This is a genomic window from Paenibacillus sp. HGF5 (assembly GCF_000204455.1).
GTDB classification, from domain to species: domain Bacteria; phylum Bacillota; class Bacilli; order Paenibacillales; family Paenibacillaceae; genus Paenibacillus_AQ; species Paenibacillus_AQ lautus_A.
Genome location: NZ_AEXS01000097.1, coordinates 91,052 through 97,324 on the forward strand (window position 1 = coordinate 91,052; position 6,273 = coordinate 97,324).

The 6,273-nt window shown below is 55.7% G+C and carries 5 protein-coding genes; all 5 read right to left on the reverse strand.

The window, feature by feature from the left end; translation table 11 throughout:
* Nucleotides 1–13: 13 nt before the first annotated feature.
* Entirely contained in the window at nt 14–274 is a 261-nt protein-coding gene (remA, locus tag HMPREF9412_RS15840) for an extracellular matrix/biofilm regulator RemA (RefSeq protein ID WP_006209218.1), read from the reverse strand.
* Nucleotides 275–327: 53 nt separating this feature from the next.
* Entirely contained in the window at nt 328–1,215 is an 888-nt protein-coding gene (locus tag HMPREF9412_RS15845) for a YicC/YloC family endoribonuclease (RefSeq protein WP_009592600.1), read from the reverse strand.
* A 38-nt stretch (nt 1,216–1,253) separates the two neighbouring features.
* Nucleotides 1,254–3,125 (reverse strand): bifunctional homocysteine S-methyltransferase/methylenetetrahydrofolate reductase, encoded by a 1,872-nt coding sequence (locus tag HMPREF9412_RS15850; RefSeq protein ID WP_009592609.1) that lies wholly within the window; start codon nt 3,123–3,125, stop codon nt 1,254–1,256.
* Nucleotides 3,126–3,308: 183 nt separating this feature from the next.
* Complete coding sequence (gene dapF, locus HMPREF9412_RS15855; RefSeq protein WP_036672433.1) at nt 3,309–4,145, reverse strand: diaminopimelate epimerase; 837 nt, start codon at nt 4,143–4,145, stop codon at nt 3,309–3,311.
* A 76-nt stretch (nt 4,146–4,221) separates the two neighbouring features.
* On the reverse strand, nt 4,222–6,273 hold a 2,052-nt coding region (locus HMPREF9412_RS15860; RefSeq protein WP_009592622.1), incomplete at its 5' end, for a cation-translocating P-type ATPase.

Genomic DNA, 6,273 nt, shown 5'->3' on the forward strand with positions numbered 1-6,273 from the left:
AGTACTCCTCATCTTATTCGTCGTTGTCGTCATCTTTGCTGGACAGACGGTGAGCCACCGTTTCCGGCTGTACGGCCGATAAAATCACGTGGTCGCTATCGGTAATGATAACAGCCCGCGTCCTTCGGCCATATGTAGCATCAATCAGCATATGACGGTCCCGTGCTTCTTGAATGATCCTCTTGATTGGAGCCGATTCAGGACTCACGATTGAGATGATCCGATTGGCCGATACGATGTTTCCGAAGCCAATATTAATAAGTTTGATTGCCATAGTGCGGTTGCTCCCCCTATACATTTGACTCTTACTTGCCGATGAAACTGCGGTTATTCCACATTGGCGGCTTGTTCACGAATCTTCTCCAGTTCCGCTTTCATTTCGACAACACGGTTTACCAGAGTCAGATGATTGGCTTTCGATCCAATCGTATTGACTTCTCTGTTCATTTCCTGAATCAGAAAATCCAGTTTACGGCCTACAGGGCTTTTCTGAAGAAGCAGCTCCCTGCATTGTTCCAAATGGCTGTGAAGTCGAATCAACTCCTCGTCCACATTGGAACGTTCAGCAAACAGAGCGACTTCCATTCCGAATATATGTTCATCAACAGCAAGCGATCCGTCATCAAGAGATTCAATGCGCTGCCGCAGGCGCTTCCGGTATTCGGCCGGAACCTCCGGAGCAAGCTCGGTCATCTCCCGGTGCAGCACCTGCAAGCGGTCAAGCCTCTGCCCGATATCCTTCGCGAGAAAAGCGCCTTCCCTGCTGCGCATCTGGACCAGACCCTCAAGCGCTTGTTCCAGACCTTGAAGAAGCGCATCATTCCATAACTTCTGCTGCGCTTCATCCATGGAAAGTCCGCTCGGAGTAACAAGAACATCTGGCAGCGTCAAAATATCCCGCACCGCCAGATCTCCCGTGATTCCGTATGACTTCAAATCCTCGGCTGCCTGTAAATACGCTTGAACCATGGCATGGTTCAGCACGGCACCCTGAGTCTCGCCGTTGTTTTCCTTGTTAATATAAACATCAATCCGTCCGCGTCCGATCCGGCTCTGTACCGCCCGTCGAAGCGAATCCTCGAAGAGCGCCCATTCACGGGGCATGCGAAAGACGATCTCGCAGTACCGGTGATTGACTGACTTCACTTCGAAAGAGATACTGTAGCCTTGAAAATCGACAACGGATTGCCCATATCCGGTCATGCTCAATGACATCGGAATCACATCCATTACACTATTGTAATTGATAATTATTAATGAAACAAGGGGGTCAATCGGCGGCCCGATTTCTCCCAGACGTACTCCATTAATTGTACGCTCATTTCATAGAACATAAACGGCGTCATCAAATAGATGCCGTTAAAATGCTCTGTCGCAACATCCAGCAGCTCCTTGCCGATCTTGACGCCCATCGCCCGGCCCGCTTCGCCTTCAAGTCCCGCCATGCGGCTGCGGACTTCGTCCGACAGCTGAATGCCCGGCACCTCATTGTGCAAATACTCGGCATTGCGCCCGCTTGCCAGCGGCATGATGCCGATGAAGATCGGAATATCCAGATGCGCCGTCGCTTCCCGAAGCCTAACCATTAACTCGGGATCGTAAACGGGCTGCGTCATGACGTAATCGGCGCCCGAAGCAATCTTCTTCTCCAAGCGGGCAACCGCTTTGTCCAGATGCCTTACATTCGGATTGAACGCTGCCCCGACAACGAATTTCGCCTTTTGCTTCAGCGGCTTTCCGGAGAAAGCAATGCCGTCGTTCAGCTGCTTGATCATCCGAATGATTTCAAACGAGGTCATGTCGTAAACCGAGCTGGAATCCGGCAAATCCCCAAAACGGGCCGGATCTCCCGTCACCGCAAGCACATGGTCGATGCCGAGCGCGTCGAAGCCCATCATGTGCGACTGCGTGCCGATCAGGTTCCGGTCGCGGCAAGCAATGTGAATCAGCGGCCGCAGTCCCGTGCGTGCTTGTACCAGATGGCCGAGAGCCATATTGCTCATGCGGGTTACGGCCAGCGAGTTATCCGCAAGGGTCAGCGCATCGGCTCCCGCTTTTTTCAAAGCTTCGGCGCCTTTCATGAACTTGGTGATATCCAAATCCCTCGGAGGGTCCAGCTCCACGATAACCGTATGCCGCTCCTTTACGATATCGACGATCGTCGGCTCCCCGCTGCGCTCGTAGAATTGCTCCTGGGCCGTTTCGTGAATCACGATCCGGTTGATCTCCGCCTCTTCGACGGCAGGGAGCGGCGAAGGAACGTAGCCGGATAGCGCCGAGGAAATTTCCGCGATATGCTCCGGCGTCGTCCCGCAGCAGCCGCCGATAATGCGGGCGCCGCGATCCGCAAACTCCAGAGCCGTTTTCCCGAAATACTCGGGACTCGCGCCATACCGGTATTCTCCGTCCACATAATCGGCGATTCCCGCATTCGGGTAGACCGAAGCCGGAAGATTCATGATGCCGTTCAGGGTTTCCAGCGCGCGCATGATGCCGTTCGGCCCCGTCCGGCAGTTGAACCCGATCACGTCCGCGCCTTCTTGGCTCAATATGCGGTATGCATCCGGCATCGTGAAGCCGTCCAGCGTGCGGGCAATATCCTCCACCGCGAACTGGCAGATCACCGGCAGGTCGCTCAGCATCCGTGCCTGCGCCAAAGCCAATTGCATTTCATCCACGTCGTAGAACGTTTCGAGCAGGATGCCGTCAACGCCTTCGGCGATCAGTACGGACAGCTGCTCTTCGAAGTAACGCTTGAGCTCGCTCGTGGAAATATTGCTTCTTTTGCCTGCCCGAATGGAGCCGACCGCTCCCACCACATATCCGTGATCGCCGGCGGCTTCACGCGCAATTCTCACGCCTGCGCGGTTAATCTCTCCTGCCCTCGCCTCCAAGCCGTATTTGGACAGCTTGTCATAATTGGCAGAGAACGTGTTGGTCTCGATGACCTGGGCACCAGCCTCAACATACTGGCGATGAACGTTCCCGATGACCTCCGGAGAGGTTAAATTCAGTTCTTCATATGAAATGCCTACAGGAAATCCTTTTTGATATAAATAAGTACCCATCGCGCCGTCACCGACCAGTACCTGATTCTCCCATGCCTGCCGAAGATTCGGTTTCATCGCGTTTTCTCCTCCACCCGACGTTTATTTTCAACTAATGTATCATAAAACCTCTGCAAAGATAAAGAGACAAAAGGGAGGCCGTTCGAAGGCCTCCCTACCGTGTCCGTCCCTGCAGGACAAACTTATGAACATACTGTTTTTTTCATCTGCCGGAGGAAGAGAAGCGGCCAGCGGATGCGCCTAAATTGCCAACTTCCCTTTATATACAACCTCGGCCGGTCCCGTCATGTACACATGGTTGTCAAGCTCATCCCACTCGATGAACAGATCCCCGCCCTTAAGCGAGATCGTCGCGCTGCGGTCTGTGGCACCGTTCAGCACGGAGGATACCAGCGTCGCGCAGGCGCCGGTGCCGCAGGCCAGGGTCGGCCCCGCGCCGCGCTCCCATACCCGCATGTCCACTTGACCGCGTGAATTCACCGTCGCAAACTCCACGTTGATCTTTCTCGGGAAGAGCGGGTGCACCTCAAGCTTAGGACCCCATACGCCGAGATCAAAGTTCACCGCATCGTCCACATAAATGACGCAGTGCGGATTGCCCATGGAAACGGCAGTGAATCGGAATTCCCTGCCTTCCACTTCAACGGGATGATTCACCACCGGATTGAGATCGACCAAGGTCGGCACGCTAAGTCCGTTCAGGACCGGTTCGCCCATATCGACCCTTACGCTGCTTACTTGACCGTCCTGCACCGTAAGACGCACCTGCTGCACGCCGGCACCGATGGTTTCTATGGTAATCTCCTCGCGGTCGATATGGCCGTGATCGTACACATACTTCGCGACGCAGCGGATGGCGTTGCCGCACTGCTCCGCTTCGGAACCGTCCGAATTCATAATCCGCATCATGAAATCAGCCTTCGCGGAAGGCAAAATATATACAAGTCCGTCAGCACCGATGCCGAAGAAGCGATTGCACAGCTTCACGGCCAATTCGGATGCATCGGATGGAAGTTCCCGTTCGCCGTATACGACAACGAAGTCGTTGCCCAACCCATGCATTTTCGTAAATTCCATCATCAAAACCCATCTCCTCTGCAATTGCTACGCTCGTGCTTAGCATATCGCAGAGGTGATGGGCTATCCATTCATTTTACGCCGAAATATTTGCACTCTTCGTCATCATGCCGCGGCGGTTCCGGTTGCGGTTCCGTCTACCGCCCCACACGCTTCCGGCCCCCATCAGGAAGGTAGGAATGCCGGCGGCGACGAGTGTCAATGCCCACTCTTTCAGGCCAAGCGGAACCGTCTTGAAGATCGGCTGGAACGCCTCGATGTACATGACGCCGAGCATCAGCAATACCGAGGACAGCACGGCCAGAACCAATGCTTTGTTCTGAAGCGGGTTCCGATGGAAAATCGAGCGCGAGCTGCGGCAGTCGAACACATGGATCAGCTGGGCCATGACAAGGGTAGCAAAGGCAACGGACTGCGCCTTGGCCAGCTGCGCCGGATCATTCGGCGCGATGCGCAGCGTGACCCAAAATGCGCCGAGCGTGCACAGGCCGATCAAGATGCCGCGGCTGATGATTTTCCAGCCAAGGCGTCTGGCAAAAATATTTTCCTTGGCCCCCCGCGGCTTGTGCTCCATCAGATCCTTCTCCGGCTGGTCCACCCCGAGCGCCATGGCCGGGAGCCCGTCGGTGACCAGGTTTACCCACAGAATCTGGATCGGAACGAGCGGAAGCGGCAGTCCCATCATCATCGCAAAAAACATCGTCAGAATCTCGCCGACATTGGAGGCCAGCAAATAGCGGATGAATTTGCGGATATTTTCATAAATGCTCCGCCCCTCCTCAATCGCCGAAACAATCGTGGAGAAATTATCGTCACTGAGCACCAGCGATGACGCTTCCTTCGTTACGTCCGTGCCGGTAATGCCCATGGCAATCCCGATATCCGAGGCTTTGATGGCAGGTGCATCGTTCACGCCGTCCCCCGTCATGGCAACCACATGCCCCTTCCGCTGGAGCGATTTCACGATACGAAGCTTGTGCTCGGGAGAGACGCGGGCATAAACGAAGGTTTGATCCACCCTCGCATCCAGCTCCTTGTCGTCCATTCGGGATAACTCCTGTCCCGATAGCGACAGACCATTCCTTGGCAGGATCCCGAGCTGGGCCGCGATCGCTTCCGCCGTTGTCCGATGGTCGCCCGTGATCATGACGGTCTTGATTCCGGCGCGTCGGCACGTCGCAATCGCGTCGCGCACTTCACGGCGCGGCGGATCGATCATTCCGGCCAGTCCCACAAAGATAAGCTGGCTCTCGGCCTCTTTCTCCGTTTCCGGCTTATCATAGGAACGCAAATCCCGATATGCCAAACCAAGCACGCGCAGCGCGTTGGAAGCCATGCCTTCATTGGCGGCCAGCACCTTCTGGCGAAGCGTGGAGGTCAGCGGCACGACGTTCCCGTCCCACATGATATAAGCACAGGCGTCCAGCAGGACGTCCGGTGCGCCCTTCGTGCAGAGCAAGCGTCCACCCTGATGGCTGACGATGACGGACATCAGCTTCCGCTCCGAATCGAAAGGAAACTCTTTGTCTCTTTGGTAGATAGAGTTCAGACTGCCCTTCGTCAATCCCATTTTGGACGACAGCGTCAGCAGCGCTCCTTCTGTCGGGTCCCCTTTTAATTCCCAGGCAGCTGCTGCCGGCTCCTCCTTGCCCTTGCGCTTGCTCCGGGCTTCCTCTTGCACATTCTCATAGATCTCCGCATTGTTGCACAGCCCGCTGATTTGCAGCAGCCTGCGGAGCCCCTGATCGGATCTTAGCTCGACAGGCTTGCCTCTGTGGAGGATCTGACCCGTCGGGTCATACCCGTGCCCGGTCACTTCCAGCGTACGTCCTCCCAGCCAAACCTGGGTAACGGTCATTTTATTCTGCGTGAGCGTCCCCGTTTTATCCGAACAGATCACGGATGCGCAGCCCAGCGTCTCCACGGATGGCAGCTTGCGCACGATCGCTTTGCGCTTGATCATGCGCTGCACGCCGAGGGATAGCGCAATCGTGACGATGGCCGGCAGCCCTTCAGGAATGGCCGCTACGGCAAGGCTGACCCCTGCGAAGAACATCCCTGCTGCAGGCTGTCCATGCAGAATGCCTGCGACTACGACCAAGACCGTCAGCCCCAACGAAACGGCGAT

Bases quoted from the DNA above. Each gene is read 5' to 3' on its own strand.
- dapF (WP_036672433.1), bottom strand. From the start codon at position 4,145: ATGGAATTTACGAAAATGCATGGGTTGGGCAACGACTTCGTTGTCGTA.
- remA (WP_006209218.1), bottom strand. From the start codon at position 274: ATGGCAATCAAACTTATTAATATTGGCTTCGGAAACATCGTATCGGCC.
- HMPREF9412_RS15850 (WP_009592609.1), bottom strand. From the start codon at position 3,125: ATGAAACCGAATCTTCGGCAGGCATGGGAGAATCAGGTACTGGTCGGT.
- HMPREF9412_RS15845 (WP_009592600.1), bottom strand. From the start codon at position 1,215: ATGTCATTGAGCATGACCGGATATGGGCAATCCGTTGTCGATTTTCAA.